The organism is Alcanivorax sp. IL2 (assembly GCF_047495475.1).
Classification (GTDB): Bacteria; Pseudomonadota; Gammaproteobacteria; order Pseudomonadales; family Alcanivoracaceae; genus Alcanivorax.
In genome coordinates this window covers 1,906,665-1,932,899 of record NZ_CP179932.1, presented here as the reverse complement: position 1 = coordinate 1,932,899, position 26,235 = coordinate 1,906,665, and the positions used below count along the sequence as shown (strand labels likewise).

General features: G+C 55.9%; 19 protein-coding genes. 1 reads left to right on the top strand and 18 read right to left on the bottom strand.

Going from position 1 to position 26,235, the window contains the following annotated elements; all coding sequences use genetic code 11:
* Window positions 1-5: 5 nt before the first annotated feature.
* From ACMG4N_RS09070 to cysM, 18 genes are all read right to left on the bottom strand, one after another.
* Window positions 6-1,010 (bottom strand): SDR family NAD(P)-dependent oxidoreductase, encoded by a 1,005-nt coding sequence (locus ACMG4N_RS09070; protein ID WP_414431337.1) that lies wholly within the window; start codon window positions 1,008-1,010, stop codon window positions 6-8.
* Window positions 1,011-1,026: 16 nt separating this feature from the next.
* Window positions 1,027-2,226: a glycosyltransferase family 4 protein gene (locus tag ACMG4N_RS09065; RefSeq protein WP_414431336.1), complete on the bottom strand. Its 1,200-nt coding sequence runs from the start codon at window positions 2,224-2,226 to the stop codon at window positions 1,027-1,029.
* On the bottom strand, window positions 2,223-3,431 hold the full coding sequence (locus tag ACMG4N_RS09060) for a hypothetical protein (RefSeq protein ID WP_414431334.1): 1,209 nt from the start codon (window positions 3,429-3,431) through the stop codon (window positions 2,223-2,225). The genes ACMG4N_RS09065 and ACMG4N_RS09060 overlap by 4 nt, the downstream gene beginning before the upstream one ends.
* Window positions 3,428-4,414 (bottom strand): sulfotransferase domain-containing protein, encoded by a 987-nt coding sequence (locus tag ACMG4N_RS09055; protein ID WP_414431332.1) that lies wholly within the window; start codon window positions 4,412-4,414, stop codon window positions 3,428-3,430. Before ACMG4N_RS09055 ends, ACMG4N_RS09060 begins: the two co-directional genes overlap by 4 nt.
* A gap of 24 nt (window positions 4,415-4,438) precedes the next feature.
* Window positions 4,439-6,637: a polysaccharide biosynthesis tyrosine autokinase gene (locus ACMG4N_RS09050; RefSeq protein WP_414431330.1), complete on the bottom strand. Its 2,199-nt coding sequence runs from the start codon at window positions 6,635-6,637 to the stop codon at window positions 4,439-4,441.
* A 182-nt stretch (window positions 6,638-6,819) separates the two neighbouring features.
* Entirely contained in the window at window positions 6,820-7,248 is a 429-nt protein-coding gene (locus ACMG4N_RS09045) for a low molecular weight protein-tyrosine-phosphatase (protein WP_414431328.1), read from the bottom strand.
* Entirely contained in the window at window positions 7,248-8,384 is a 1,137-nt protein-coding gene (locus ACMG4N_RS09040; protein ID WP_414431327.1) for a polysaccharide export protein, read from the bottom strand. The genes ACMG4N_RS09045 and ACMG4N_RS09040 overlap by 1 nt, the downstream gene beginning before the upstream one ends.
* 34 nt (window positions 8,385-8,418) lie before the next feature.
* Window positions 8,419-9,756 carry a capsule assembly Wzi family protein gene (locus ACMG4N_RS09035; RefSeq protein ID WP_414431326.1) on the bottom strand — a complete coding sequence of 446 codons (1,338 nt, stop codon included), beginning with the start codon at window positions 9,754-9,756 and terminating at the stop codon, window positions 8,419-8,421.
* A 563-nt stretch (window positions 9,757-10,319) separates the two neighbouring features.
* Window positions 10,320-10,955 carry an SDR family oxidoreductase gene (locus ACMG4N_RS09030; protein WP_414431324.1) on the bottom strand — a complete coding sequence of 212 codons (636 nt, stop codon included), beginning with the start codon at window positions 10,953-10,955 and terminating at the stop codon, window positions 10,320-10,322.
* A gap of 227 nt (window positions 10,956-11,182) precedes the next feature.
* A complete protein-coding gene (locus ACMG4N_RS09025) occupies window positions 11,183-11,704 on the bottom strand; it encodes a lipocalin family protein (RefSeq protein ID WP_414431323.1) in 522 nt (173 codons plus the stop codon).
* A gap of 281 nt (window positions 11,705-11,985) precedes the next feature.
* Window positions 11,986-14,235 (bottom strand): molybdopterin-dependent oxidoreductase, encoded by a 2,250-nt coding sequence (locus ACMG4N_RS09020; RefSeq protein ID WP_414431321.1) that lies wholly within the window; start codon window positions 14,233-14,235, stop codon window positions 11,986-11,988.
* 189 nt (window positions 14,236-14,424) lie between these two features.
* Window positions 14,425-14,868: an REP-associated tyrosine transposase gene (locus ACMG4N_RS09015; protein ID WP_297762679.1), complete on the bottom strand. Its 444-nt coding sequence runs from the start codon at window positions 14,866-14,868 to the stop codon at window positions 14,425-14,427.
* A gap of 279 nt (window positions 14,869-15,147) precedes the next feature.
* Window positions 15,148-16,146, bottom strand: a complete 999-nt coding sequence (locus ACMG4N_RS09010) for a porin (protein ID WP_297762681.1) — start codon at window positions 16,144-16,146, stop codon at window positions 15,148-15,150.
* A gap of 366 nt (window positions 16,147-16,512) precedes the next feature.
* Window positions 16,513-17,304 carry a nucleoside triphosphate pyrophosphohydrolase gene (mazG, locus tag ACMG4N_RS09005; protein WP_414431319.1) on the bottom strand — a complete coding sequence of 264 codons (792 nt, stop codon included), beginning with the start codon at window positions 17,302-17,304 and terminating at the stop codon, window positions 16,513-16,515.
* Between the two features lie 206 nt (window positions 17,305-17,510).
* Window positions 17,511-19,748: a GTP diphosphokinase gene (relA, locus tag ACMG4N_RS09000; RefSeq protein WP_414431317.1), complete on the bottom strand. Its 2,238-nt coding sequence runs from the start codon at window positions 19,746-19,748 to the stop codon at window positions 17,511-17,513.
* A 73-nt stretch (window positions 19,749-19,821) separates the two neighbouring features.
* Complete coding sequence (rlmD, locus tag ACMG4N_RS08995; RefSeq protein ID WP_297762687.1) at window positions 19,822-21,162, bottom strand: 23S rRNA (uracil(1939)-C(5))-methyltransferase RlmD; 1,341 nt, start codon at window positions 21,160-21,162, stop codon at window positions 19,822-19,824.
* Window positions 21,163-21,374: 212 nt separating this feature from the next.
* Window positions 21,375-22,148 carry a 3'-5' exonuclease gene (locus ACMG4N_RS08990; RefSeq protein WP_414431316.1) on the bottom strand — a complete coding sequence of 258 codons (774 nt, stop codon included), beginning with the start codon at window positions 22,146-22,148 and terminating at the stop codon, window positions 21,375-21,377.
* Between the two features lie 50 nt (window positions 22,149-22,198).
* Window positions 22,199-23,095, bottom strand: a complete 897-nt coding sequence (cysM, locus tag ACMG4N_RS08985; RefSeq protein ID WP_297762691.1) for a cysteine synthase CysM — start codon at window positions 23,093-23,095, stop codon at window positions 22,199-22,201.
* A 136-nt stretch (window positions 23,096-23,231) separates the two neighbouring features.
* On the opposite strand from cysM, the gene ACMG4N_RS08980 reads away from it, so the two are divergent.
* On the top strand, window positions 23,232-25,940 hold the full coding sequence (locus ACMG4N_RS08980) for an ATP-binding protein (RefSeq protein ID WP_297762693.1): 2,709 nt from the start codon (window positions 23,232-23,234) through the stop codon (window positions 25,938-25,940).
* The last annotated feature ends 295 nt before the right edge of the window (window positions 25,941-26,235 follow it).

Genomic DNA, 26,235 nt, shown 5'->3' with positions numbered 1-26,235 from the left:
TGATCTCAACCGTTTAACGCTTCCTGAACCTCCGGCAAGGTCAGCAGAAGGTCCTTCAGCTCTTCTTTGGTGAGCTGGTAAGTATTATGGGAGTGGTAATCTTCCGTGTTCGCCTCCTCCACATCACCCTCGGTGAAGAACTTGGCATAATTAAGGTCACGGTTGTCGTAGCTGACACGGTAATATTCACCCATGTCCTGGGAACGAAGCAGCTCTTCCGCGCTGGCCAGGGTTTCATACAGCTTTTCACCATGGCGCCAGCCGATAACCTGAATCTCAGTGCTCGCTTCGAAGATTTCCAACAGGGTTTCCGCCAGAAGCTGCACAGTACATGCAGGGGCTTTCTTGATGAAAATGTCACCCTGGCTGGCGTTTTCGAACGCAAAGGCAACCAGCTCAATAGCATCGTTCAAGGACAACATGAACCGGGTCATGGTCGGTTCGGTAAGGGTCAGCGGCTTGCCTTCCTTGATCTGCTTGATAAACAGGGGGATTACCGACCCACGGGAACACATCACGTTGCCATAGCGCACACAGGAAATGACCGTATCATCGTCACCAAGCTGGCGACTGGAAGCCTGGGCCACCTTTTCCATCATCGCCTTGGACATGCCCATGGCGTTAACAGGCATTACTGCCTTGTCGGTGCTCAGGCAGACGAGACTCTTTACGCCTGCATCGACAGCGCTATCAATCACGTTTTGGCTACCAATGATATTCGTTTTAACTGCTTCCATTGGGAAAAATTCACAGGACGGAACCTGTTTCAACGCCGCAGCGTGAAAAACCAAATCAACTCCCTTCATCGCTTTATCTACAGAAGCACGATCACGCACATCACCGATATAAAATTTTAGTTCAGGCCTCCCATAGCTAAGACGCATCTCTTCCTGTTTTGCTTCATCACGACTTAGTATACGAATTTCCTTATATCCCTCACGCAAAAGCTTTCCAACCATCGCCTTTCCGAAGGAGCCTGTCCCTCCGGTCACCAAAACCTTGCAATCCATCCACCATTCTCCTTAATTAAAATTTAATCGAATTAAAAAATCTATCAACCGCCCTATCAACCTGGAGCTCGCGCCTTAAATAACCCTTACCATTCATGCCCATTTTTTTTGATTTTTTTAAATCTCGAGAAATCATAGAAATATTATTATAAAAAACATCAAAATCTGAGCCCACAGAAAAAAAGCCAGCCTTTGCCTCCTGTGAAATGACCTCTCCATAATCCGTTGTGGATTCGACATGCGCCAAAATTGGCAATCCCACATCAAAATAGTCAAACGTTTTAGAAGGAAAGGTGGGAACACTAGTTTTTGAATCTGTCAAAACCAACCCGCAATCACAGCTACTTATTAACTTCTTGTAATCCTCCCTGGGCCTAGGCGGCACAACCAATACATTAGGAAAATCTTCAGCGTATTTTTTGAATTTTTCAAAGTTAACCCCCCAGCCGATTATCAAAAACTTAACACCTGAAGGGGCTTTCTTTGCAGCCTCAAAAATCAGCTCTACGCCTCTTCCTGCATTCAGCTGACCACCATAAACAAAAACATAATCCTCCCTCGCAAAACCTAGCTCCGACCGGATGGCCGCAACATCGCACATATAAGCATCACCACTCTTTCCCCATATTGGAAAAACAACCTTTTTTTTATTTTTAAATTCAGGCCATGCTTTATCAAAAAAAACTACATTGGCTGGACTCATTAACCCTATAACATCATGCTTAGAAAGCATTCGCGACTCTATCTTTCTAGCCAAATCATAGATCCATCCGCTTGGAATTAGGCCAATTTGATTATGGTGCAAAGGGAAAAAATCCCATAAAACATGAAAAGATTTAATTTTATATTTATCCACTAATCTATTAACAAGCCCCCGATCCGTTGACGAGGGCGAAAAAGAAACAACAACATCAAAAGATGAAACGTCACACTTTCTAACCAGTTCTTTATAGGCCTTACCGGAACCGCCAAACCATTTCATGGCTTTTCCCAGAAGACCCAGTCGATAATTTTTTTTAGCAACAACTAAAACATCCAAGCCGCGCCGCTGCTCAAAAAAGGCACTTTTATTTTTCGTTGACCAATCTACAAAACAAACAACAACATGCACACCTCTTTCAACAAGGGACTCAGCAAATTCATTAGTCAGCCAAGGAGAATCCCCTGAAATATCATACTTAGTACAAACCATTAAAACTTTTTTTACATCTTTCATCGCAACCTTCTCGCAAAACCAAAAACCAAATAAATGTAAGAGACAGAAAAAATTAAAGCACTGTCAGCCGTCAAAAAAACCTGGTTATTCGCAGGCAGATAAAAAAAATAAATTAGCGAGTAAAAACAGAACATGAAAACCCAGAAGTCATGTTTTATTCTATCTCTGCTGGCCAAGGAGTAAGCAAAGAAAAAAGCGTGGATTAAAACAATCAAGGGAACAATCCACAAACCACCCAAAGAAGCAATCCATGCCGGAAAAGACACCCATTGGCCTTTCGACGTCCACACACCAGATGAATTAATGTACTCTATCGCTGCTCCATTATTCTTGCACAGCCCTAGCAACCTGTGCGCGAACGACGAAACCATCGGAGAAACACATGGCTCTGGCTTCACCAAAAAAGGACCATCAAGGAGGACTGACAGTCCCTTAAGTCCTTGGGCGCTATATCCAAGGATAAGTGACCATGCCTTTTCGAAAGTTGCTGCATCACTAGCCAAACAATACACATAGAAACAAATATCTTCTGCACTGCGCTCCAATTTTCGAAAAGCAATAAATGCAAGAAAGGCAATACTCGCAACAGAAGCGCATAGAAGTTTCACCCCCCCCCTCAGACGACCATCGAGATAATAAAAAAGAGCAAAAAATACAAATATTTCGAATATTTCTTTATCCGCCCCTTTAACCAAAACAAAAGAGAAATACAAAAGCAAAAGAACAAAAATTTTTATTTTCCTTTGCTTTATGGCTTTAAATCTAAAGAGATAAAAAAGAGCAGACCAAAAAGGAATTGCAAAAAAAGCGACACCAAGAGACAGCAAAGGGTTTGAATCTCTTTCTAGAGAGTACCTGACCATTGCAACGTAGTTCTCTTTTGCTGGATTTGACATTAGGCTCAACCCATCAAAAAGCGAGACCCCTGTCATTTGCAATGATTTCAGATACAGAAACACTCCAGCACAAGCAACCCAGAACCAGCCCACATCTTTTTCATCATAAAGATTATCACTCCCCATTCCTTCATATATATCTTTTTTTACCAATGAAAAAGAAAGCCAACCAATCACAATTGATAAAATCACAATCGCCCAGTAAAAAAACAAGGCCACCCGGTTATCGACTTTCCAATCTACCCCCCCCCAAAAAAAACCAACCCAAGCGAATAGCAAATATCCAACAATCGCCACCTTGATTTTCATTTTAAATAATAACCATATTTTTCCATTGCATCTCGCAAAGAGCTATCGTTTGATGCGAGACGTCTATTTGAAGCTGAAAACCTTTTTTTCGCTATCACCTCAAACTCTTTATCTTCCAAAGGAAGCCTTTCATTATTCTTTATTCTAAATTTATCCAGCACTCCACCAAAATTCCTCCAAATAAGACTCAACACATTCCTTATCAAAGGAAATTTCACAACAAACAAAAAAATCCTATTCTTTAAAATCAAAATCTCAACAAACCTTTTTAGGCTTTTATCTGGCAAAATTGTCATTCCGGACGAAGTTTTTTTATTGTTAACTACAGGCATATCCCCAATAGATCCAATATCAAAACCTATGAAATCCATAAGTTTCTCACATTCGAGAGATGGATTCTTCTGGAAATCTTCATAAAGAAAAACATACAAATTTGACGCCACACCTTTTGATATAAAACCATCAACAATAAGACTATAATCATAAGTGGCGTAAAGCTCTTCCCATGAATCATTGATCTTCGGTGGCAGAGAAACCCCCCCCAGAATTTTATAGTTAGAATAGAGTTCCTTGTAAAGAGAATAGCAAGCTGTCGCTTGATTTCTAATTGACAATATTAATTCTACAGGCACACCTTCAAGTACTTTTGACAATCTATCTATTTTGTCCTTAACCGTTATCTTTCCATTTACAGAATAAGAGACCACAATGAAGCTCTCATCAGAAACAAGCAACCCATCCGGATATTCTCGAATTTTCTCTCTAAGGGCTTCGTTAATAGCTTTATAACGATATAAAAACTCCTCTAATGACCATTTATTTATTGAGGAGCAGAGCTCCGAAAAAAAATTATTATTATTTTCCCCGTATTTCCCAATATAAAGAAAATTGCCTTTGTCGGGTTCAATTCTTTCGAAAACATTGCGCTGCAGAGCAGTCGAACCGGTTTTGGGCGCCCCTAAATGAAGATACAATTTTGACATATTTAATTCACCGATAATTTAGCATCAATATTTGTATTGGTAATAACCATACTCATTTGATGCCCTGCGCTCCATGCAATTTAGTATTGCGCCTTTTATCTCTACGTTGTTCTGAGCAAACCGTGTCAGGGTGATGTCTATTTCCTTCACTGAATTCACCCCGAATCGTGTAACAATGAGACTGCTGCCGGCTAATTGCCCAACAATGGCGGCATCCGTAACGGCCAAAATCGGCGGGGTATCCACCAATACAATGTCGTACTGCCCGCTCAAGGACTTCATAAGCGACTTAAAACGGTTATGCATGAGTAGCTCGGACGGATTGGGTGGCACCTGGCCTCGAGGAATAAAGGCGAGGTTTTCCATTTTGGTCGTCTGTATGACGGTTTCCTGCTCTTTCTGGCCCGAGAGGTAGTCGGACAACCCCTCATCATTACGGTTATCAAAGAAGCGATGCATGTGCCCTTTCCGCATATCGGCATCAATCACCACTACCTTTTGGCCAGTTTGTGCCAATACCGCAGCCAAGTTCGCGGTGACAAAGGATTTTCCCACCCCTGGGCTCGGGCCAGATACCATAAGAACCTTATTACTGGCCTCCATCATGGCGAAGTGAAGACTGGTGCGCAGGCTGCGCAAGGCTTCGATTGCCAGATCGTTAGGGTCGGACAGAGCAAGTAGAGGTATAGGTTCTTTACTCTTCTTCTGGCGACGACGCTTTAATGCCTCCAGCCTGTCTACTTTCAACTGGTGCTGTGACAATGGGATAGAGGCATAAACCGAGATGCCTTGTTCTTCAAGTTGTTCAGGGCTCTCTATACCACGATTGAAAGCGGCTCTAACAAGGACATAGGCCACGGAACTCATGGCACCGAGCATAGCCGCAAGAATAGCAACCAAAGGCTTCTTGGGTTTCACTGGCTCAGTCTGCACTAGTGCCCTATCGATAATACGAACACTACCCACCGTCCCCGCTTTCATGATGCGTAATTCCTGCACCTTGTTTAGCAGCCCAACGTAGATTTCCTGGTTCACTTCCACATCGCGCATGAGTCGCAGCACTTCCTGTTGAGTTTCAGGCAGGGTCTTGATCTGTTTGTTGAGCTCTTCTTTTTCCTGCATCAGGGAGCCACGCTGCTGAATCAGGGTGCGGTACGCGGGGTGCTCCTGGGTGAAGCGGGCCGACACTTCGCTTTCTTTTATTTTCAGTTCATTGATTTTGGCCTCAATGGCCACCAGGCGCCCCAGGACAGACTCGGTTTCCAGGGACAGGTCTACAGATTCGCTTTTCAGGCGGTAGGCATTGAGCTTTTCTTCCGCACTGGTGAGCTTTTCCTTGATTTCCGGCAGTTGCTCATCAAGAAAATTCAGGCTGTTTTGCGCTTCGGCGGACATGCGCTTGATGTTCTGCAGCAAGTAATTTTCGCTGATGCTGTCAAGAACGGTGCGGATGCGGGTTTTATGAGGGCCGGTTATGGACATAGCAATAATGCCAGTAGATTTGCCCTGTTCGCTTACAGACAAGCGGCCCCTCAGTTGATTCACCGCTCCTGCTCTGGTCTGTTTTACCAGATTCAAAGGCTCGCCCCCGTATTCCCACTCACCCAGTTCCAACTGGATACGCCCATCTTCACTTTTGATTGAGTCACCAACAGGGGCGCTGCCGACTTTCTGGTCTTCCAGATAAAGGGTTGGCTGGCTATTTTCTTCCAGTAAGGTGAAGGCTTCGCCTTTGAGAGTATCCGGTACCCTGAAGTTTTTTATGGTGACAAAGGTTTCGCTATCGCGGTAACCGGCAAACAGGGGCTTGGGCACGAATTCAGGGGCCGGATCGGGGGCTCTCAGACCACCAATCAGTGGCAGGCGATCAGGCTGCACCCGGATATCCAGGTGCAACTGATCGATTACATCCCCAAGCACCATACGGGAACGAATGATCTGGATTTCGGCATCAGCGGAAGATTCTTCGGTGAACAGCTCATTCAGTTCAGAAAAGCCGGGTACCCCACCCTGCTTATCTTCCACTTGCAGCAAGGCATCGGCTTTATAGATGGGGGTTGCCAGCAGGCCATAGGCCACACCCAGGAACAGGGCAATAAGGGTGGTGCCGATAATCAGCAAACGGTGATCCACCAGCAGACCCCAGAGTTTCTGCAGATCGATTTCGTCGGCCATGCCAGAGGATTGCGGCTGGCGATTTGAGGTGCTTGCGTTTTCTGTCATGTGTTTTGTTGCCCTGTTCACCGTGGTGTCATCTCGCCTTAGCGAGGGTTGGGCGGAAATGCGAATGGCATTTCTGCCCTAAGGGTGTTTCTTTTTTCTGTGGGAGGCTTAGTCGCAGGTATTAAGGCCTGTTGAATCCGCAGGCTTTTCGCCATGCGAGCATGGGCTCCCACAGTGTTTCTTTACAGTTTTGCTGCCCAAGCCTTGGTGGCTTCTTTCATCATCGGGTAAATCCGCTCGAAGGCATCCCGGCCCCGTTTGTAGGGGTCGGGGATGTCATGGCCGCCATTCCAGTGGCTGAGCAGGAAGGTTTTGCCACTGGCTTCCGGGAAGGCCCGGCTGAGCCGTTCTTTCTGCCGGCTTTCCATGACCAGAATCAGGTCGCTGTCGCGGCAAAGCTCGCTGTCCAGTTTGCGGGCGGTATGGGGCCCGCATTCCAGACCGTTTTCTTCTGCCACCGCCCGGGCGGTGGGTTCCATCTCATTGCCGACCAGGCCCACCAGGCCGGCCGACGATACGGTTTTGCCTGGCTTCAATTCATGCAACATCGCCGCCACCGTGGGGCTGCGGCAGATGTTGCCGTCGCAGACAATGAGTACTCGTTCAAACATCAGTCGCTCAGCACCTCAGCCCGGTCTGCTGCCAGCACCCCAAAGTAAACCGTTTGTACGGTGGGCAGAATATTGCGAATCACACGGTTCCAGCGAGCCAACGGCGCCGCTGTCACGTAGACGATATCGCGGCTTTGCAGCTTGAAGCTGTCTGCCAGAATCAGGGCTGTGGCATCCTTGGCATTCAGCTGATAGAGGTCCACCAAATGATCGCTGCCTTCCGGCGCCCGGCGCACAACAAAGATTCCTGATGCATCTGCCGTATCCTGTTGGTAACCACCGGATGTGGACAATGCTTCTGCCAGACTCAGGCCGTTGCGGGTCATGGGTACCGGGCGCGCCTCTTTCACTTCGCCCATGACAAAGACCTTGTTGTCGTCGTTGCGGCCCACATGGACCACATCACCGGGGCGCAGCAGTACGTTATGGGCAGGGTTGCCTTCCTGGTAGACCGCACGCAATGACAGGCTGTATTCCTTATCACCCCGCGACAGGGACACATCGCTCCAGTCAGAGAATTCGGTGAGGCCACCTGAGGCGTTGACCGCATCCAGCAAGCGCAAGGGCACATTGGTGACCGGGTAAGCGCCGGGCTGTTTCACTTCACCGGAGACATAGACTTTCTGGCTACGAAAGGCGGCGATGGTCACATCTACTTGGGGGTCTTCGATGTATTCAGCGATACGTTCGGCGATAAGGTCACGGATTTCGGTGACACGCAGGCCGACCACTTTGATCTTGCCCACGTAGGGATAAAAGATGGTGCCATCGTTGTGCACCCAGTTACCGGATTCCGAGGGGCTGCGCATGGAGCCGGCGGGAATGGTGAGCTCCGGGTGGTCCCAGACTGTAATCTGCAGCACATCACCCAGGCCCACCTCGTAGTCGTAATCTGCCGGCTCTTCTAGCAGATTATCAGCGGGCTGAGGCGGCTCTTGCGTCTCGGCCTGGAGTATCCGGGTATTGATGGTATGGACTTTCACCACATCGGGCAGGGATTCGGCTTCTTCGTTGCCTTCATCTTCTTCCAGGAACCAGCCAGGGGTGGTGGAGATATGGGAACCGGGTACGATTGTGCAGCCGGACAGTGTCGCCAACAGAATGGCGATCAGCATCTTGCTTCGGTGTGTTGTCATTGTTGCCTGCATGCTTCTCTCTTACCCGTTTCTTTTACCAACTGATGGGCCGGGTCCACTGGAGACCGGCGGTAAAGCGCTCACGCTCTTCGAAGACCGTTTCCACCGGTTCATCGGTGGCGGACAGCAGCCAGTCCAGGCGCCCCCCCAGCATTGGCATGGGGTGCTGAATGCGCAGCTCGGCGAGGGAAATATCCTGCTCCTCGACAGACTGCAAGATGGCGGCACCGTCTTCGGCAATGACTGCACGTATTGTGCCGTCCTGATTCAGGGTGGCGCGGGACAGATTCAGCCCTACAGTGACGCCCTTACGGAAATATTGCTGTAGGCCGAGTGTGACGGCCCGGGCATCCCCTTCCCAGGTAGAGGTCATCGTACGCCCGTAATGGCGGAAGCCGGAGCGGTAAGTGCCATGCTCCAAAGCGACATTGAGACGACGATCACTGAGCCAACTACCCGCTACAGTTTCCGTGGCTTCCAGGAAAAAGCGCTGGGAGCCCTGCCCGAGGCCGGTGACCATATCCAGACCCGCCAGAGAGGAGAGCTTGGAGGGAAGCCCCCCCGCTTCGTCTTCGCCCATGAACTGCCCATAAACCCCCACTGGCACATTGCCGGGGTTCAAGGAGAGGCGGAAATCGAACCCGGCAATCTGGTTGCTGGGGTCTTCGCCTTCTTTCAAACCGGATGTCTGACCATTGTCACGGCCGATGACGGCATTCCAGAAGGCATCCAGGTCCTGTGGTCGCCCTTCCCCACCCCACTGGGCAAGCCGGGTCAGGCCGATTTGCAGGGAGTCGATAGGGTTGAACACGAAACGCCCACCCAGCAGAAGGGCGCGGGGTACAGCTCGATCATTTTCTAGTTGCCCAACGATCACCTGCAGGTCCCAAGGCCCAATCCAGCTTAGCCAGGGGCTTTCCGGTGCCAGCGGCATGTGCCGGGACATCCACAGGCCAGGTACCGGACGTGCGTTATTGGACAGGGCCAGGGAGCTCTGCCAGCCTGGGCCCCACCAGCGGTCGATGGCGCCGACGCCAAGCTGCCAGTTGCCGACGATGCCGGCCAGGTAAGTGTCGTCGAAGCGCAGGTGGGTATCGTCACGCTCGCCATCCACGTAGCCCACCGCCAGGTTGGCGGCCCAGTGCTCGCCCATGCTGTAAAGGGCGATCTGGCTGGTGGCTTCATCTTCTGCCTGGGAGGAGAAACTGGTATAGAGCGGCTCTTGGGTAGCGCCGCCGATGGTCAACTGTGCGCCGGTAGAGGCCTGGCGGGTCTGCTCCAGGGCTTGTTGCAGATAGGCAGAGTGCTGGTTTTTACAAACGCTGACCTGATCGGGGGATTGTCCCGCCAGCGCCAGCCGATAGCCTTTCATGAGGGCCGCCCAGCTGATTGGCCAGGTCAGGGTGATGCCCTTGAGGCACCCCTGGCTTTGCAAGGCTTCAATATGGTGACGCGCCGTAAGGTCGCCGGCCTGCACCCAAGGAGTAGACGCCTGAGAAGATGCGCTGAGGCCGATGCAAAAGGCTCCGAGCCACCGAATTATGGAGGGAGATAACCGCACTAGGACGTCCTATCCTTCTTGTGGTGCATAACAAGAGGCGCATTATGCGTGCTTAATCTTGTCAGCTATATGACAAGGGGCCGCATTTTACAGTTTGTTTACGGGAATGCGAACGGTTTACGACGCCAATTAACAGGAATTCAGTCGGACGACTTAACCGAGCCTGTGAATAGTAGCGTAGGGGAGTTAACGGCAGTGGGCCCCTTGTCTGACAAAGCGGAGGGCCTGTGTCTGAGCAAGCCGGCGAAGGCGTTTAGCACTGTAGGAGCTATGCTCGCATCCCGAAAGGCTTGGGGGCGGATTCGCCATGCGAGCATAGCTCCTACAGCGGCTTGAAAGAGGCCAGCGGGCGACACCATGACGGTTAATGTGACTTAGAGCGCGTCGAGGGCATCCCGGATCGGGGTTGAGCCGGCAATGACGTCGAATTCCTTGTTAGGCAACTCACGACGAGCGGTTTCCGAGAGCACTTTAGCGACATCTTCGCGGGAGATATCACCAAAACCCTTCAACTTTTCGGCAATGTCTACTTTCTCCAGGGGCGGCTCTTCGGTAAGCCGGCCGGGGCGGACGATGGTGTAGTTGAGTCCGCTGGCGCGCAGGTGGTCGTCAGCCTTGCCCTTGGCCACAAAGTAATGGCGCAGTTTTTCCGGGCCGGATGCCGGGTCGTCGGCACGCATGGAGCTGACCATGATAAAGCGCCCGACTCCCTGCTCTTTTGCCTGATCGATCAGGCTGATGGCACCGTTCTGGTCCACGTCGATGGTTTTCTCCGGGCCCGTGTTAGGACCGGAGCCGGCGGTGAAGATGACGGCATCCTGGCCTTCCAGGGCCTGACGGCAGTCCCCTTCCAGATCCGCTTCTACGACTTCGTGGGCGCCCAGTGTCTCCAGGTCGGCTTTCTGGCGCAGATCACGGACCATGGCGCGCACCTGAATGTTATCCGCCACCAGATGAGGGATCAGGCGACGACCGATTTTGCCGTTGGCGCCGGCAATCAGGACTTTCATGGGAGCTCCTTCCTTGTCATGGCTGGTGGTTCAGTGATGGTGGGTTGGCGGTGGATTTCAAGGGGGGCGCAGACCTGGTCAGATCTGGGGGAGAGGCGAGTTACGAGTTTCGAGGAGCGAAAACCGACTGCTTTTCGAAACTCGTGACTCATGACTCGCCCTTAACAGCCCGGCGACTGGGGGATTGCTTGCAAGGCGTAGCGCTTTCGGACTACGCCAACCGGCTATTAATCCCACTGCTGAGGCACTTCTTGCAGGTCGTCCAGGCTGTATCCCCGGTCGCGGGCGATGTTTTTCAGTTTGCTGTAGGTGGCGTCGCTGAGATGCGGTTGGCGGGCCATGATCCAGAGGTAATCGCGTTTTTCCCGGCCAATGATGGTGGTCTGGTAATCCTCGTCCACATACAGCACCCGGAAATCCGCCTTGAAGGGCCAGATAAACCGCATGCCCCAGATGGCCGGATCCACGTCGCTGACGAAACCGGTGGGGGTCATCCGCTTGAATTCACCGTCAAATCCGCCTTTGCGGAAGGTGAAGGTGGTGGCGATCTTGTTGGGGCCAATGCGCTTGTAGTTCTCCATCGCATTGTAGGCGCCCTTTTCCGGCAAGGTGGGGATGTTGGCGATCACGTACCAGTCGCCCATGAAACGGTCCAGATTCAGGTTATCTGCAATCTGGATGGGGTCTTGCGGGTGGGTTTGGCAGGCTTGCAGCATGATCAGACTCACAATGATAAGGATGCGGCGCATTGGGGATCTCCTTTATGCAGAGATTGCCGCAAGCCGGGACAAGGCGAGGTGAATGTGTTTTTGAGGGATCAGGTTGGTGGGGGGCCGAATGACCCAAGCCGTGAAGGGTATGTTGTAGGAGCTATGCTTGCATGGCGAACCGGGCCCAGGATGTTCGCCATGCAAGCATAGCTCCTACAAAGACAGCGGCTTTAGAGTATTGATGGGGGTGTATTTGACCCGTGCTCACCGCCCCTGGCCGCAATGTGTTTTGCCGCATCTGCAAAGCTCAGGCTTACGCTCTACCCCGCCTTCTTCCGGCTTTTGGCGGCTTTGGCGGGTTCTACTTTTACCGGGATGCCGTTGAGCTGGGCCATGGCAGTGACCGCTTCGACGCGGTTGCTGCCGATGATGTCGTTGACGCTCTGCCCGGCCACCCTGCGGGCGACCCCCAATTGCACGCCTTCGCGGTCATGCCCCCAACCATGGGGGACGCTGATCACGCCGGGCATGATGTCATCGCAGAGCCAGGCAGGCAGGGTGATGGTGCCAGCCGGGGTGCTGACCACCACGTCGTCACCGTCGGCCACGGCCAGCCGTTGGCCATCGTCCGGGTGGATCATGGCGTTGCAGCGGCCCTTCCCTTTTACCAGCCGCTGGCTGTTATGCATCCAGGAGTTGTTGCTGCGAATATGGCGGCGGCCAATCATCAGCATCTGCTCAGGCGCCACCGGCTTGGGCGCCGGCAACCCTTGCAGGGCACGGAAATACAGGGCCGGTACCAGATTGATGCGCTGATCCCGGGTAAACAGGCGCTCAGGAAGCATAGGCTCCAGTGGCCCAAGGTCCATGCCATGGGGTTGCGCCAGCAGCTTTTTCAGGGTCAGCCCCTTACGTTCACCTCTGAGCACCTTCCAGGCCACTTTGGGTAGCGAGTGCAATCCATCGCGGCGCAGGTCATCCAGCACCTTGCCGCCAGTGCCGTAGGGCCCCAGGCGCAGGCCCAGATCCACCAGCCCGCGATCACCCAGCTTGCGAACGAAACGGTCAGTGGCGGCAATTTGCAGGCGGGTTTTGCGGTCCCGGGCGCGTAGGCGATTCAGCCTGGTGGTGAGGCCGTTGAGGATTTCCCAATCGTGCAGGGTACCTTCAGGCTTGGGCACCAACGGCGGGGTGAATTTGACCACGTTGCGCACCGCCACCGCCTGGAAGATGGGGTCGAACTGGGCATGCTCCAGTTGCCCGGTGGGCGGCAGGATGATGTCCGCATGGCGAGTGGTTTCGTTGATGTAGAAGTCGATGCTGACCATGAAATCCAGATTGTTCAGGGCCTGGTCCAGCTTCTGGCCATCCGGACATGACAACACCGGGTTACCGGCATGGGAGACAAAGGCTTTTACCTGCCCCTTGCCCGGGGTAAGCATTTCGTCGGCCAGGGTAGTGACCGGGAACTCGCCACCGAATTCCGGGTAGCCATGAACCCGGCTGCGATACCGGTCGAAGCTGCCGGTGTCGCCGCTGAGAGCGCCAATGGCCACGATGTCGAAGGCGGGTTTGGTGAACATGACGCCGCCTTCCCGGTCCAGGTTGCCGGTGAGGATGTTGATCACATACACCAGCCAGGCACTGAGTGTGCTGTGGGCACTGGTGGTGACGCCAACGCGGGAATAGATGGCAGCGCGCGGCGCGGCGGCGATGTCGCGGGCCAGTTTGCGGATAGCATCGGCGGGCATGCCCACGGTCTCGGCCACTTTTTCCGGTTTCCAGTTGGCCACCAGGCGAGCCAGGTCCTTTTTGCCATCGAGGATGCCGTCCAGCTGGCCCGGGGCCACCAGCAGCTCCTCGAACAGCACCTGAGCAATGGCCAGCAGCAGGTAGACGTCGGTCCCCGGGCGCACGAAATGGTGTTCGTCAGCCACCTTGGCGGTTTCGGTGCGACGCGGGTCGATGACCACCACCTTGCCGCCCCGTTTCTGCAGGGCCTTCAGGCGCCCTTTCACATCCGGCACGGTCATGATGGAGCCGTTGGAGGCCAGCGGGTTGCCACCGATGATCAGGAAATAGTCGGTGCGATCCACATCGGGGATCGGGAACAGGGCCTGGTGGCCGAACAGTTGCCAGGTGGCCAGCATATGGGGAAGCTGGTCGGCGGACGTGGCGCTGTAGCGCTGGCGGCTGCGCAGGGCCTTGACGAAGGGCAACAGGGTCAACAGTGCGCCGTGGTTATGGGCGGTGGGATTGCCGAAGTACAGCGCCACCGAGTCCTTGCCGTGGACCTCCTGGATGTTATGCAGGCGCCGGGCAGTCTCGTCCAGGGCTTCATCCCAGCTGATCGGCACCCAGCCGTCGGCGGTGCGCTTCACCGGGTGGCGCAGGCGGTCCGGGTCGTGGTGCAGGTCCTGCAGGGCCACGGCCTTGGGGCAGATGTGGCCTTTGCTGAACGGGTCCTCCTTGTCGCCACGGATGGCCAGAATCTCGTCACCGCGGTGCTCGATCTCGATACCGCACATGGCTTCGCAGAGATTGCAGGTGTGGTAATGCGTCCGTTTCATCCGTGACCTCGTCCTGGCGCTATGGCTTGGAGTGTTCTTGATAGCAGAGGTGCAAGGAGGATGCCATGACTTGTCGGGAAAAAAGGGCTGATGCCATCGGGGAGTGGCTCAACAGGGCCTGTTTGGTTGTCGCCTTATGCACATGTCAGAACCACCTTCATCACGGACCATTAAGAACCCGCTGATTTCTTATAGCCAGGCCGCATTCCAATAGGGGTACTCCCCTACCCGTTCAACCAGGCCGGCCCGGAGCGGGTTGGCGATGATGTATCGCGCCGTGGGCAACAGGTCCTTGTCCGCACGCAGGGCATGATCATGAAAACCTCTCTGCCAGAGAGGAATACCGGCAAGCCTCGAGGCTCTGCTTTTGATCATTCTGACCGTCTGCGACAACGCATAGGTATCCCGTAGGGAGAACAGCCAGTGCACGAGATCCGGCATAACCACATAACACCAGGTATGGCTGGCCGCTATCTGATCCGAATAGTGAATTGCCCTGCAAAGATGACGGGCGATTTGATGATTCAGGAAAAAGGGAGATCTTGCTGCAGTAACACAGGTGACCAGATAGGTTTGTCCGATCTGGCTGCAACGGCCTTTACGCAGATTTTCACCCTGAAAGATTGTGGTCATACCGCCAGTTTTCATGGCGTAGCGGGAAAGCGGTATCGGTAATATCTTATTTGTCTGTAGGAATGAGGCTTTAGGCTGGGATGATCCGATAGGTTTGCGGAATGGGTCGCCGTTGTCGTGTTATTGAACGGTTGGGGGGTGGTTCGCCATGCAAGCATAGCTCCTACAAAAACCGCCTGAGCCTTAGACAAAAAAAGCCCGCCATAAGGCGGGCAGCTGTCACTTGCGTCGAGGAAAAGCTTGGCTGGGGGAGCGGGCTCCCGCCAGCCTTATTTTTATTTAGAACTTGTGTTCCATGCCAAGGCCGAAGATGGTTTCTTCTTCGTCAGCCAGGTCGAAGTCGAGCTGGGTGCCGTAGACGTAGACTTTGCTGGCTTTGGCCAGTTTGTAGTCTGCGCCCAGGCTTACCTGAGTCACTTCTTCGTCAGACTGGTCGCCGTCGGTCATGCCGTACTGGGCTTTCAGTTTTACACGGTCGATCTTCATTGCCGCGCTGACCACGATAGAAGAATCTTCACCGTCGCCTTCAGTCTCTTCAGCCAGCTGGTACAGAGCGCCCAGTTCGAAGTTACCCGGCTTCAGGCCAGCTGCCAGACGGGTAATGTCCAGGCTTTCAACACCGGTGCTGTCAGCGATCAGCTCGTCAGACATGTCGGTATCGCGGGAGATGGCGCCGTAGAACATGTCTTTCTCGGCAACCAGGGAGATGGAAGTGGTATCAGCGATATCGGTATCCGCTTCGCCATCTGCATCTACATCGTCACCTTCACCCGGGATGAACGCCACGTTCAGGGTGATCATGTCGGCCAGTTTGGGAGTGCTGTACTGGATGATGTTGGACACACGGTTTTCACCGGCCAGGACATTCTTGATATCGCCACCGATATCGTTGAACTGGTCGATTTTGCCCTGTGCTTTTTTGGTCGGGGTGTCGAACTTACCCGCTTTGATGGTACCGAAGGAGCCTTCCAGGCCACCGAAGATGTTACGCTGGGTGAAAGTCTGGCCACTCTTGTCGCCGTCATCCACGCTGATTTCGAACTCAGCCTGGTAGATGGCTTTCAGGTTGGCCACGTCCAGGTCGAAATCCCCTTTTACACCCAGACGGGATGCGTTGCTGTTCAGCTCCCAGGTGTCTTCGCTGGTGGTGCCGTCGTCAACGTCAGAGTTTTCCAGAGAAACGTTTACTTTACCGTAGACAGTCGGACCGTCAGCCAGAGCCAGGCCAGGAAATGCAACGGCAGCCCCCACAGCGATCGCAAGCAAATTCTTTTTCATTCCAACACTCCTTCAATCAGGCAATATTTGTATGCAAAGCAACAGCGTGAATGAGACCTCGTCGTTCGGAGGTATCGTTTACTGCTTGGTGGCGCAGTATGGGGAGTTAGAGTGACGGAAAAGTTGCTCTAATGTGAAGTTTTTGTTTCAGCGGGAACTTTTGGGTAGTGAACACGGCAGAGCGCTTCTATAAAGCCGCCGTAACAGTAGGAGTTCCCTTTCAGGGGACGAACCGCGCGTTGCGCGGAAATCGGTCGTAGGACGATCAGGAGCACCAATACTCGACAGTTTTATCAGCAAGCGCTTGGCAAAGGCTGTTACCTCTTTTCCTCGCCAAGGCTCGGATTCGCACCTCAAGCGGTGCTCCTACAGCGGCTCCGTAGACGACCTTTTCGCCTGCTGCCAGGCGGCTTCCAGGGCGGCGTCGTCCAGGGTATTGAGGGGTTCGGGCTGGTCCTGCTCCATTTGCCGGAAGCGGCGTTCGAATTTGGCGGTGGCCTTGCGCAGGGCCTGTTCCGGGTCCAGTTTCAGGTGGCGGGACAGGTTTACCAGGGTGAACAGCACATCGCCGAATTCATCCTCAATGTCAGCACGGTCGCCACTGGCCAGGGCCTCATCGAGTTCCGCCAGTTCATGGTCCACCTGGCGGCGTACCGGCGCCGTCTCCGGCCAGTCGAAGCCGACTTTGGCAGCTTTCTTCTGTACCTTGGCGGCCCGTTGCAGGGCTGGCAGGCCCGCGGGGACGCCATCCAGGGCGCTGTCGTGCTCCCTGCCCTTGGCAGCCCTCTCCTGCTGCTTGATGGCCTCCCAGTTGACCTTCACCGCCTGCTCGTCGGCAGCATCCGACTCACCGAACACATGGGGGTGGCGACGCACCATCTTGTCGCATAGCACCTGAACCACGTCGTTGAAGTCGAACAGCCCCTGCTCCCGGGCGATCTGGGAATGGAACACCACCTGCAACAACAGATCCCCCAGCTCCTCTTTGAGCTCCGGGTAATCCCGCTGGGCAATGGCCTCCGCCACCTCGAAGGCCTCCTCGATGGTATAGGGCGCAATGGAGTCGAAGTCCTGCTTCACATCCCAGGGGCACCCGGAGTCCGGGTCGCGGAGTTGGGCCATGATGGAGAGCAATCGGTCTATGGAGTGGTTTGGCATGCTTTCCCTTCTTCCTATCGGCCATGCTTACGAAATTGCGGCGTGGATTAGTTAACAGTGAATAGTGAACAGTTAACAGCGCGCGGGCTATCGCTGTTGTGTTTTCAAGCGACGAGGCCGCGCCCAAACAATGGGCGCGGCCTCGGTACTGCAAAAACAGGAAGCCCTGTCCCGCGAACTATTAACTATTCACTGTTAACTATTCACTATTTTTTATACCGCCGCACCTCAAGCACGCCCTTCAGCTGGTCCATCTTGGCCAGCACCTTGCCCAGGTTGCCAAGGGTGGCGATTTCCAGGGTGAGGAGCATGGTGGCGGTGTTGTCGTCCTGGTGGGACTGGGTGTGGACGGCGGTGACATTGACCTTTTCGTTGGCCAGTACCGCGATCACATCCTTAAGCAGGCCCTGGCGATCCCAGGCACGCAGAAAGACATCCACCGGGTAGGTAATGCGGTCGGCTTCGCCCCAGGTGACTTCGATAACCCGGTTGGGGTCATCGCCCTGCATGGCCAGCAGCTTCTCACAGTCGGCCCGGTGTACGGTGACGCCGCGCCCGTGGGTGATAAAGCCCATGACCGGGTCGCCGGGGACCGGCTGACAGCAGCCGGCCATGTGAGTGAGCAGGTTGCCCACGCCCTGGATGGTCACATCGCCGGTTTTCGAGGCTTTGGGCTTGGACAACACCAGGTCCAGTTCCCGCTGGCTGTCATCCGGCTGCAGGGCCTGCACCTGATTGACCACATGCCCGGGGCGCAGGTCGCCGGCGCCCAGGGCCGCCAGCACGTCTTCGCCGGTTTTCAGGTTCAGATGCGGTGCCAGGGCATCCAGGTCCACCTTGTCCAGTGCCAGGCGGGACATCTCTCTCTCGAGAATGGCCTTGCCCTGAATGATGTGTGCATCGCGATCCTGGCGCTTGAACCACTGGTGAATACGCGCCCGCGCCGAGGACGTGGCCACGTAGCCCAGCGACGGGGTCAGCCAGTCGCGGCTGGGGCCGCCCTCCTTGGCGGTGAGGATGGTGACCTGCTCGCCGGTGTTGAGGGTGTAGTTGAGCGGCACGATGTGGCCATTGATCTTGGCACCCCGGCAGCGGTGCCCCACTTCGGTGTGGATGTGATAGGCGAAGTCCACCGGGGTGGCGCCGGCTTCCAGATCCACCACGTGGCCCTCCGGGGTGAACACATAGACCCGGTCGCTGACCAGGCCATGGCGCAGCTCGTCCACCATGGTGTCCGGGCTGTCTTCGCCCAGCTCTTCGTGCCATTCGAGTACCTGGCGTAACCAGGCAATACGCTGCTCGTAGTCGCTGACGCCGCTCTTGCCCTTCTTGGCGCCTTCCTTGTAGCGCCAGTGAGCGCACACCCCCAGCTCCGCCTCTTCATGCATGGTGAAGGTACGGATCTGGACTTCCAGCATCTTGCGTTCCGGGCCCACCACGGCGGTGTGCAGGCTCTGGTACCCGTTGGCCTTGGGGCTGGCGATGTAGTCGTCGAATTCCTTGGGCACGTGCTGCCACAGGGAATGGACGATGCCCAGGGCGCCGTAGCAGTCACGCAGTTCCGGTACCAGCACCCGCACGGCGCGCACGTCGTAGACTTCGCCGAATTCCAGGTGCTTTTTCTGCATCTTCCGCCAGATGCTGTAGATATGCTTGGCCCGACCGTGGACTTCGGCGCCGTGGATGCCGTTTTTCTCCAGGTAGCCGCGCAGCTGCTCCAGCACATTATCGATGTACTGTTCCCGGGCCAGCCGTTTTTCATCCAACAGTTTGGCGATCTTCTTGTAGGCGCCGGGCTGCAGGTAGCGGAAGGACAGATCCTCCAGCTCCCACTTGAGCTGCCCGACCCCCAGCCGGTGGGCCAGCGGCGCGTAGATGTCGAAGATTTCCTGGGCCACTTTGCGCTGGCGCTCGGGCTCGGATTCCTTGACGGCACGGATGATAACGGTGCGCTCGGCCAGCTTTACCAGGGCCACGCGCACGTCGTCGACCATGGCCACCAGCATCTTGCGCATGTTGTCGAGCTGGCCGTCCTGCTGGCCGAGCACTGCCTTGCGGGTGGGGTTCAGGTTGGTACTGATGGCGGCCATGCGCAGCACGCCTTCGATCAGGCGAGCCACGTCCGGGCCGAATTCCTTTTCCACTTCCGGCAGAGACATCTGCCCTTCGCGCACGGAGCGGTAGAGGATGGCAGCAGGTAGTACGTCCGTATCAGCGCCCAGGTCCACCAGCACTTCGGCCATTTCCAGGCCGATATCCAGGCAGCCCTTGCCGTAGGGCCAGTGGCGACCGGCGGCTTCCCCGGCCATCTGGCACTGTTCCGCCCGCTCACAGGCCTGCTCCAGTGCCTCGCCGTTGCGTACCGGGGCCCGGGTATCAAGCTGCGCCAGCCAGTCACGCCAGTGACCGGTAGCGCCTTCTGTGGGACGACGTACCGTTACCATGTGCTTTCCTTCTGGTTTGGGTGGCGAAACCACCCTCATTGGCGCCTAACCAGCCTGGCGCCAACAGCTTACGTCACTTCTTTTCAAACACCGCGATGGATTCCACATGGGTGGTGTGGGGGAACATGTCCATCACGCCCGCCGCTTTCAGACGGTAACCCAGGGCGGTGAGTTCCCCGGCATCGCGAGCCAATGTGGCCGGATTACAGGACACATAGACGATCCGCTTTGCACCAAAGCGGGGCATCAGCTTCACCATTTCCAGCGCGCCGGTGCGCGGTGGGTCAATCAGGATACGATCATACTTGCGGTTGGCCCAGCTTTGCCCGGCCACATCCTGGCTCAGATCCCAGGCGTGGAATTCCAGGTTTTCCAGGCCATTGCGGCGGGCATTCTCGTAGCCACGCTCGACCATGGCCCTGCTGACTTCCACGCCCACTACCTTGCCGGCTCGCTTCGCTGCCGGAATGGTGAAGTTCCCCAGACCACAGAACAGGTCCAGCACGGTGTCGTCCGGGGAGATGTCCAGCAAGTCCAGTGCCAACGGCACCATCTTGCGATTGATCTCTGCATTCACCTGGGTGAAATCCGTGGGGTGGAAGGCCAGTTCCACGTCGGCGGAGGGGTGACGGTAGTGGAGCCGCTCCTCGTTCTCCGCCCCGGTGAGGGCCGGCCAGATACGATGCACGGTGCTTTCGTTGCCTGGCTGCAGGTAGAGGTGCCACCCCAGAGGCTGACAAAAATCCAGCAAGGCCTGCTGATCTTCATCGGGCAACGGGTCCAGATGACGGATGATCAACGCCACCTCGTCATCGCCGGCGGCCAGTTCGATCTGCGGAATGCGGCTGCGGCTCTTGAGGCCGTGCATCAGGGTGCGCAGGTCGGACAAGCGATGACCAACGGACGGAATCAACACTTCGCACTGCTGCAGCTGGGCGATGAAGCTGTTGCGCTTTTCCCGGAAGCCCACCAGGGTTTCGTCCTTGGCTTCCACGTATTTTACGCCCATACGGGCCTTGCTGCGGTAGCCGGTGACCGGGCCCGTGAGCGGCGCCAACCACTCTTTCGGTTCCAGCCCACCGAAGTGCTGCAGCTGCTCGCGCAGTACCGCTTCCTTGCGGGCGATCTGCACGTCCGGGTTCATGTGCTGCAGGCTGCAACCGCCACACAGATTACTGTGCTGGCAGGGAGGCTCAACCCGGTCCGGTGAGGCGGTGACGATTTCCACCGCCTTGCCTTCGTCGAACTTTCGACGCATGTAGGTGAACTTGAACATCACCTCTTCGCCAGGCAAGGCGTTGTCGATAAAGGTGGTCTTGCCATCACGGCGGGCAATGCCGCGGCCGTCGTGGCTGAGCGATTCAATGCTGGCGGGTTCCGGGGTTTCCGGTAACTGCTTGCGTTTTCGGGCCATTAATATCTCAGTGTTCAGGGATTGGGGCTTTGTGGGAAGTGATGCTTGCATCACGAAGAAGGCCGGTGCCGACGTCATTCATCATGCAAGCATGATTGATTCGCTGCACTCACCCTTCGGGCCGCCTTGCAGACGTTACTCCGCTGCGCTCCGTTCCCACAGGGTTTCAGATGGGGTTTCGCTGTTAACTGTTAACTGTTCACTCTTAACTGTTAATTCCCCTGCCAGGCTTCCAGGAAGCCCAGGAAGTGCGGATGGCCCTCGGCTTTCAGGTAATCCTTCAGCAGGGTCAGCTCCTGTTCGTAGCCGGTGGGGTCCAGTTCGCCGCGCATCAGCTGGAAGCACAGGTAGACCAGCCAGGTGTTGAGCACATCGGTTTCGCAGTAATCGCGAATGCCCTTGAGGTTGCCTTCCTGGAAGGCCTCGAACACCTTGCCGCCGCTCATGCCCATCTTGCCGGGGAAACCCAGCAAGGTGGCGATCTGGTCCAGCGGGGCGTTGGCCCGGGCGTTGAACAGGGCCAGCTGGTCCATCAGGTCCAGATGGCGCTGGTGGTAGCGGCTGAGGTAGTTGTTCCATTTGAAGCTGGTGTCTTCATTACCGGTTTCCCAGTAACGACGGGCCTGTACGCCATGCTTGAGCGCGCGGTAGTGCAGCACCGGCAGATCAAAGCCACCGCCGTTCCAGCTCACCAGGTTGGGGGTGAAGCGGTCGATGCCGTCGTAGAAGCGCTCGATCAGCTCTTTCTCGGTGCTGTCTTCGTCTCCCAGGGACCAGACTTTCACGCCCTGGGTGGAGCGCAACACCACGGAAATGGCGACGATACGATGCAGGTGCAGGCGCAGGAATTCGGTGCCATTTTCCTGGCGGCGCAGGTTCAACAAGGCACTGGCTGTGTCCTTGTCGTTCAAGCCGTCCAGGTCATAGATGCGTCGCCCACCGTCCAGGTCGGGGATGGTCTCGATATCGAATACCAGTACGTTCATTCAGCTCTCCAAAAAAGGAAGGGCCCGCCTCATGTTGCGGGCATCCAGCGTCAGGCTTGTTGCTGGAACACCCCCGTGGACAGGTAACGGTCGCCGCGGTCACAGATGATGGCCACGATGACGGCGTTTTCAAGCTCTTCACTCAGGCGCAGGGCCCCGGCCACGGCACCGCCGGAAGAGACGCCACAACTGATGCCCTCTTCCCGGGCCAGCCGGCGCATGGTGTGTTCGGCTAGGGCCTGGTCCATATCAATGACCCGATCTACCCGGGAGTCGTCGTAGATGGAAGGCAGGTATTGTTTCGGCCAGCGACGGATGCCGGGGATCGATGAGCCTTCGGTGGGCTGCAGGCCGACAATCTGGATCGCCGGATTCTGTTCTTTCAGGTACATGCTGCAGCCCATGATGGTACCGGTGGTACCCATGGAGCTGACAAAGTGGGTAACGCCACCGTCGGTATCGCGCCAGATTTCCGGGCCGGTGCTTTCGTAATGGGCCATGGGATTGTCCGGGTTGGCGAACTGGTCCAGCACCCTGCCCTCGCCCCGGGCCTGCATGGCCTGGGCCAGATCGCGGGCGCCTTCCATGCCCTCTTCCTTGCTCACGGAAATCAGCTCGGCGCCATAGGCTGCCATGGCATCTCGGCGTTCCTGGCTCTGGTTGGCGGGCATGATCAGTTTCATGCGGTAACCGCGCATGGCAGCGGCCATGGCCAGGGCAATACCGGTGTTACCGCTGGTGGCCTCGATGAGGGTATCGCCGGGTTGGATCTCGCCCCGCGCCTCCGCCTTCATGATCATGTTCAGGGCCGGGCGATCTTTCACCGAGCCTGCAGGATTATTGCCTTCCAGCTTCACCAGAATGGTATTGGTGGTGTCGCCCGGCATCCGCTGCAGGCGAACCAGGGGCGTATTGCCCACGGTCTGTTCGATGGTTTTATGGTTCATGGCGCGCATTGTACCTAAAGCGACAACACGCAACACGCTTCATGTACCCAACGGCATACTCGACATTGGCGGGGTCCGTGGCAGTTGCCCCTATCTCGGGCATAATGGGCGAAAACAACAGCAAGAACGGGGATTCATGGTCAACCAAAGCCTTCGCTCACGCCTGATGTTCATGGCCATTCTACCCGCCCTGATGGCGGCGCTGGTGGTGGGTGGTTATTCCCTGGTGAATCGGCTGGTGGATGTACGCGATACCAATGCCCAGCGCCAGCAGCTGGTCACCGACAGTTTTGCCGCCCGGTTGGAAAGCACCCCCATCACCGACACTGCTCGCCAGCAACAGCTTTTGCGCCAGTTGCTGGAAGCCGAAGACGTGCGTGCTGCCACTCTGAACTTCAGTGGTGACAACCCTACCCTGCATGCCGGGCCAAGACTGCGTCCGGCCACAAGCGTTACCAAGAAAGACAGTCGACAGCGGCTGGTGACTGATACCAGCTGGCAACTGACCCGGGATATCAACCCCGGGAAACCGGCCACACTGACCGTGGAATTTACCCGCCAGGGCGAATACGTCTCCACTCTGGAAGGGCTGATCACCGTGATTGTGGTGATGGTAGGCCTGATGCTGCTGGCCATGGTGCCGGCTCTGCGCTTTTCCCAACAGCTGACAAACCCGATCGGGGAAATGGTGGCTGCCGTGCGGCGCATTCGCGACGGTGACCTGAGCATGGCCATTCATACCCAGGCCAAGGGGGAACTGGCAGAGCTGGAAACCGCCCTGCGCCAGATGGTGTCGGCCCTGGCGGATGCCCAGACCGAGCTGCAGCAGAACGTGGACCAGGCTACCCAGGATCTGCGCGAAACCCTGGAAACCATCGAAATCCAGAATATCGAGCTGGACATGGCCCGCAAGGAAGCGCTCAAGGCCAGCCAGATCAAGTCGGAGTTCCTGGCCAACATGAGCCACGAAATCCGCACCCCGCTCAATGGCATCATCGGCTTTACCAAGCTGCTGGAAAAATCCGCCATGAGCGCACGCCAGCAGGATTACCTGGGCACCATTCACAAGAGCGCCGATTCGTTGCTGGCAATCATCAACGACATTCTGGATTTCTCCAAGATCGAGGCTGGCAAGCTGTCCCTGGAGCATACCCCGCTCAACCTGCACGATCTGATTGAGGATGTGCAGACCCTGCTGGCTCCCATGGCTCAGGACCGGGGCCTGGAACAGGCTGCCATCATCTACTCCGATGTGCCGGTGAACCTGCTCGGTGACCCCCTGCGCATCCGCCAGGTGCTCACCAACCTGCTCAGCAATGCCATCAAGTTCACCGAGCACGGCTCGGTGGTGGTGCGCGCCATGCTGGAGGAAGACCGTGGCGCAGAAGCGATCATCAAGCTGACGGTGACGGACACCGGCAACGGCCTGAGCCCGGAAGCGCAGAAAAATCTGTTCAGCGCCTTTACCCAGGCAGACCAGAGTGCCCGCCGCCAGGAAGGCGGCACGGGCCTGGGGCTGGCCATCAGCAAACGTCTGGTGGAAGGCATGGGCGGCGAGATCGGCATCGACAGTAGCGAGGGCCAGGGTTCTACCTTCTGGTTCACCCTGCGGGCGGAGCGGGACCCGAAACAACGCCCTTCTCCCCACCTGGAACACTTCCGGGGTCGTACCGTGACGTTGGTGGAAACCGACGAATATGGCCGACTCGGGCTGTACCACATGCTCAGCCACTGGCAGATGCGCATCAACGAATTCCACAGCCTGGACGACCTGATGACGGCCCTGGACCGGGGTGAGCTGGTCAGCAGTGATTTTCTCATCGTGGGGCTGCCCGCCCACCCGGAAAAACAGAGCATGCAGCCGGTGCTGGATAACCTGGCCGCCCTGGGCCAGCCCATGCTTGCCCTGAGCAATAACCCGGAAAGCGTGTGCCGTTGGCTGGAGCACTATCCCCATTGCCAGGTGCAGGGCAAACCGGCCACCCGCCAGCGCCTGTTCAACGCCCTGCTGGCCTTGAGCGGCGAACTGGATAGCAGTGAGCTGGATGCCGACACCGACAACCGGCTGGACTATCCGGTATCGGTAATGGTGGTGGACGATCACCCCGGCAACCTGAAACTGGCCAGGGTCTTTCTGGAGGAGCTGGGCGCTATCGTCACACCCTGCGACAGTGGCCAGCAGGCCCTGGATGCATTTCGCGACCAGGAGTTCGATCTGGTGTTCATGGATATTCAGATGCCGGGCATGGATGGCAAGACCACGACGGCAAGAATGCGAGAGCTGGAAGCCCCAGGTTGCCACACCCCCATCGTTGCCCTGACCGCTCACGCACTGGAAAGCGAACGCCGGGATCTGCTCGACAGCGGCCTGGATGATTACCTGAGTAAACCGATTACCGAAGGGCAGCTTCGCCACACTCTGGAACAGTGGGTCATGGAAAAGCCACACCAGCCCCTTCCCGATTCAGGCGAAGACAGTGAACCGGCCAACGACAAGGTATTCGATGGAGACCTGGCCCGCCGCCGTGCCGGTGGCCGGCAATCGCTGGCCGATGAAATGCTGAAAATGCTGCTGGACAGTCTGTCAGAAGACCGCCCGGCCATATCTTCCGCCTTCGACAGCGGCGACCAGGACACTCTGCTCGAACGCGTTCATAAACTCCACGGCGCCACCCGCTACTGCGGCACACCACGTCTGGAGACGGCAGCAAAAACCCTGGAAGAGGCCCTGAAAACCGGCGCCGGCCGGGAGTCCCTGGCACCAATGGTTTCGGCACTCTGTGACGAGATCTGCGCACTGGAACAGCTATGGCAGGATCAGGGGGAGGAAGTTACTAGCTTCTAGCTTCTAGCTTCTAGCTTCTAGCTTCTAGCTTCTAGCTTCTAGCTTCTAGCTTCTAGCTTCTAGCTTCTAGCTTCTAGCTTCTAGCTTCTAGCTTCTAGCTTCTAGCTTCTAGCTTCTAGCTTCTAGCTTCTAGCTTCTAGCTTCTAGCTTCTAGCTTCTAGCTTCTAGCTTCTAGCTTTGATCGTCCTGCGGACGATGCCGTGCTTCGCACGGTTCGCCATGCAAGCATGGGCTCCTACAGGGGGCTTCGTAGAAATGACGAGGTCTCGGGAACTTTCCAGTCTTTCCCTATCCA

What these genes read in the sequence shown, in the direction of transcription:
- ACMG4N_RS09050 (WP_414431330.1), bottom strand. Translation starts at nt 6,637, where the DNA reads ATGACAGAAAACGCAAGCACCTCAAATCGCCAGCCGCAATCCTCTGGC.
- ACMG4N_RS09045 (WP_414431328.1), bottom strand. Translation starts at nt 7,248, where the DNA reads ATGTTTGAACGAGTACTCATTGTCTGCGACGGCAACATCTGCCGCAGC.
- ACMG4N_RS08980 (WP_297762693.1), top strand. Translation starts at nt 23,232, where the DNA reads ATGGTCAACCAAAGCCTTCGCTCACGCCTGATGTTCATGGCCATTCTA.
- mazG (WP_414431319.1), bottom strand. Translation starts at nt 17,304, where the DNA reads ATGCCAAACCACTCCATAGACCGATTGCTCTCCATCATGGCCCAACTC.
- cysM (WP_297762691.1), bottom strand. Translation starts at nt 23,095, where the DNA reads ATGAACCATAAAACCATCGAACAGACCGTGGGCAATACGCCCCTGGTT.
- ACMG4N_RS09015 (WP_297762679.1), bottom strand. Translation starts at nt 14,868, where the DNA reads ATGACCACAATCTTTCAGGGTGAAAATCTGCGTAAAGGCCGTTGCAGC.
- ACMG4N_RS09010 (WP_297762681.1), bottom strand. Translation starts at nt 16,146, where the DNA reads ATGAAAAAGAATTTGCTTGCGATCGCTGTGGGGGCTGCCGTTGCATTT.
- ACMG4N_RS09040 (WP_414431327.1), bottom strand. Translation starts at nt 8,384, where the DNA reads ATGACAACACACCGAAGCAAGATGCTGATCGCCATTCTGTTGGCGACA.
- ACMG4N_RS09065 (WP_414431336.1), bottom strand. Translation starts at nt 2,226, where the DNA reads ATGAAAGATGTAAAAAAAGTTTTAATGGTTTGTACTAAGTATGATATT.
- ACMG4N_RS09030 (WP_414431324.1), bottom strand. Translation starts at nt 10,955, where the DNA reads ATGAAAGTCCTGATTGCCGGCGCCAACGGCAAAATCGGTCGTCGCCTG.
- ACMG4N_RS09025 (WP_414431323.1), bottom strand. Translation starts at nt 11,704, where the DNA reads ATGCGCCGCATCCTTATCATTGTGAGTCTGATCATGCTGCAAGCCTGC.
- ACMG4N_RS09055 (WP_414431332.1), bottom strand. Translation starts at nt 4,414, where the DNA reads ATGTCAAAATTGTATCTTCATTTAGGGGCGCCCAAAACCGGTTCGACT.
- relA (WP_414431317.1), bottom strand. Translation starts at nt 19,748, where the DNA reads ATGGTAACGGTACGTCGTCCCACAGAAGGCGCTACCGGTCACTGGCGT.
- ACMG4N_RS09020 (WP_414431321.1), bottom strand. Translation starts at nt 14,235, where the DNA reads ATGAAACGGACGCATTACCACACCTGCAATCTCTGCGAAGCCATGTGC.
- ACMG4N_RS08990 (WP_414431316.1), bottom strand. Translation starts at nt 22,148, where the DNA reads ATGAACGTACTGGTATTCGATATCGAGACCATCCCCGACCTGGACGGT.
- rlmD (WP_297762687.1), bottom strand. Translation starts at nt 21,162, where the DNA reads ATGGCCCGAAAACGCAAGCAGTTACCGGAAACCCCGGAACCCGCCAGC.
- ACMG4N_RS09070 (WP_414431337.1), bottom strand. Translation starts at nt 1,010, where the DNA reads ATGGATTGCAAGGTTTTGGTGACCGGAGGGACAGGCTCCTTCGGAAAG.
- ACMG4N_RS09035 (WP_414431326.1), bottom strand. Translation starts at nt 9,756, where the DNA reads ATGAAAGGCTATCGGCTGGCGCTGGCGGGACAATCCCCCGATCAGGTC.
- ACMG4N_RS09060 (WP_414431334.1), bottom strand. Translation starts at nt 3,431, where the DNA reads ATGAAAATCAAGGTGGCGATTGTTGGATATTTGCTATTCGCTTGGGTT.